General features: G+C 55.6%; 2 protein-coding genes and 1 pseudogene. 2 read left to right on the top strand and 1 reads right to left on the bottom strand.

Annotated elements, in window-relative coordinates; genetic code table 11:
- The coding region (locus H5395_RS18225) for a WcbI family polysaccharide biosynthesis putative acetyltransferase (RefSeq protein WP_220495130.1) at window positions 1-676 on the top strand (676 nt) is incomplete at its 5' end.
- Between the two features lie 191 nt (window positions 677-867).
- A complete protein-coding gene (locus tag H5395_RS18220) occupies window positions 868-1,821 on the top strand; it encodes a WcbI family polysaccharide biosynthesis putative acetyltransferase (RefSeq protein ID WP_182793945.1) in 954 nt (317 codons plus the stop codon).
- Window position 1,822: 1 nt separating this feature from the next.
- Here H5395_RS18220 and H5395_RS18215 read toward each other — a convergent pair.
- Window positions 1,823-1,945 (bottom strand): annotated as a pseudogene (locus H5395_RS18215) (IS5/IS1182 family transposase); the annotation flags it as partial.

The following is a 1,945-nucleotide window of genomic DNA, read 5'->3' as shown; positions in this document are numbered from 1 at the left end:
CCTGTTCCTTGATCATCCCGATGATCTGCGCCTCGGTGAAGCGGCTTTTCCTCATCGCCTCTGCTCCTTCAGCGGGGGCAGACTCTACATCACAGCGAGAAAGCTTCCGGGGGGAAGGTCAGCAGGCGGAAAGGCGGCCGCCACCTTGATCAGCTGGCCCAGCCTGTACTTCTCGGGATACAATCCTGAACTCTTCTACCTGAAGAACGAATGTGGCGCGCCGGTAAACGACACTTTCGATTATCACATCCTCCCGGTGTTCAAAGAATATGCCTCTGGCGAAAGCGTTGAAGCATGCATCTCGTCGTATCAGAACCGGGACCCCGGCAATGCATTAAGAGTCGACAAGGCAATATCTCTGTTGGAGCAGAAAGAGCGAAATCTGCCTGTCAAGACTTCTGATTTCATCATGGATAACTTCAGAAGCGAGAAGCTTTTTCATACGTTCAACCATCCTGCCAGCAAGGGCCTGCTTCATGTTGCAGGCCAGATGCTGGACTCCCTCGGCATATCCAATGACTTGCCGACCACCTTGCGCTTCGAGGCCTTAGCCTCAACGACCTGCCCCATCACCAGCATCGTCAGAGAGCACTTGTCCCTGAGGTTCGAGGACTCCGCCTCCGTACTCATCAAAGGGGTGGAGCAGTCCCTTCTGTTTGACGTTCGATCTTACTAGGAATTCTACGACAACAACAGCCATCTGGTCGAACTGAACGCCACGCGCATCGGTAAGTAAGGTGGCGGCCTCTTGTCAGTGGGGGCCAAGCCTTGATACCGGCAGCAGCCCGTGCATGGGCCTGTGATGGATGCTCACGGCCCACCTCTCCCGGTGCCTGGGCAGACTGTAGGTTTCGGAGGGATGCGCTCATGAAACCTGTGATTGTTTGCACCGGCCTCTCCCCCCTATGGTTTGCCTGCCCGCGCGTTCGGGCAGATGACTCCGCTTACCCCTGTCCTTCAGATGAGAGCTTGCACGTGAAGATTGCGGTCTACGCCAACTGCCAGTCCACAGCGATTGGCTTCATGCTGACAAGCATGATCCCGAGTTCCGAATTGGTGCGCCTGAGTCCGGTGCAACGGATCCCGAAGTCACAGCGCTCTGAATTTCTTGCCAAGATTGTCAGCGCAGATATAGTTGTTCACCAGCCGATCGGTGACGGCTTCGTCGCGTCGTCCGACGAACTACGCGCCACCTTCCCAAAAAAGGTTTTCGTCAGCTTCCCATCCGTCTACTTTGCGGCCATGTCACCGCAGATGTGCGGCTTGAAGCATTATGCCGAAGGCGCGATAAACGGGCCGCTGGGCGCTTATCATGACGCCCGGATCATCCGCGAATATCTCAAGGGTGCCACGATAGACCAATGCCTGACGGCCCTCTCCGATGCGGGCCCTTCTCTCCTGTCCTTCTTCGATCCCATGCTTGCCGAGGCCAAGGCAAGGGAAAAGAACCTGGACGTTCAGTGCATGGATATTGTTGAAGATCATTACAGGGAACAGAACCTGTTCCATACCTTCAACCATCCGAGCAATTTTCTGCTCTGGCGCATCACCGAACGCATCGCCTCCCGCTTGGGCCGGAACGAACCCGCCAACGAAGCGCGGTTTCCCAAGCCCTTCCTCAATCACACCATCGCAGCCATCCCGCCTTCTATAGCCGCATACCATGAACTGAAATGGTCGCAGGACAACTACGTATTCGACGGGCGTAAAATTGAGATGCCCGATCTGGTCAGTGACTTCTACTCGATCTACTCGCACCACGACGACTTCAGGGACGTATGCAAAAGATCTGGAACGCGCATCAGCATTCCGATATTCTAGGTCATGTTGACAAATGGCGGAGCCAGAGGCGGATGGAGGTAACGTCGATGAATGCCAGGTAGCTTTCGGCGGTTTTGTCGTAGCGGGTGGCGACGCGGCGGGCGTTCTTCAGCTTGTTGAAGCA

Origin of the sequence: Paracoccus sp. MC1854 (assembly GCF_014164635.1) — a bacterium.
Classification (GTDB): Bacteria; Pseudomonadota; Alphaproteobacteria; order Rhodobacterales; family Rhodobacteraceae; genus Paracoccus.
Note: the sequence above shows the minus strand (reverse complement) of the source record. Positions and strands in the feature narration are given on the sequence as shown.

Excerpts from the sequence above, each read along its gene's own strand:
- H5395_RS18220 (WP_182793945.1), top strand. The coding sequence starts at position 868 with ATGAAACCTGTGATTGTTTGCACCGGCCTCTCCCCCCTATGGTTTGCC.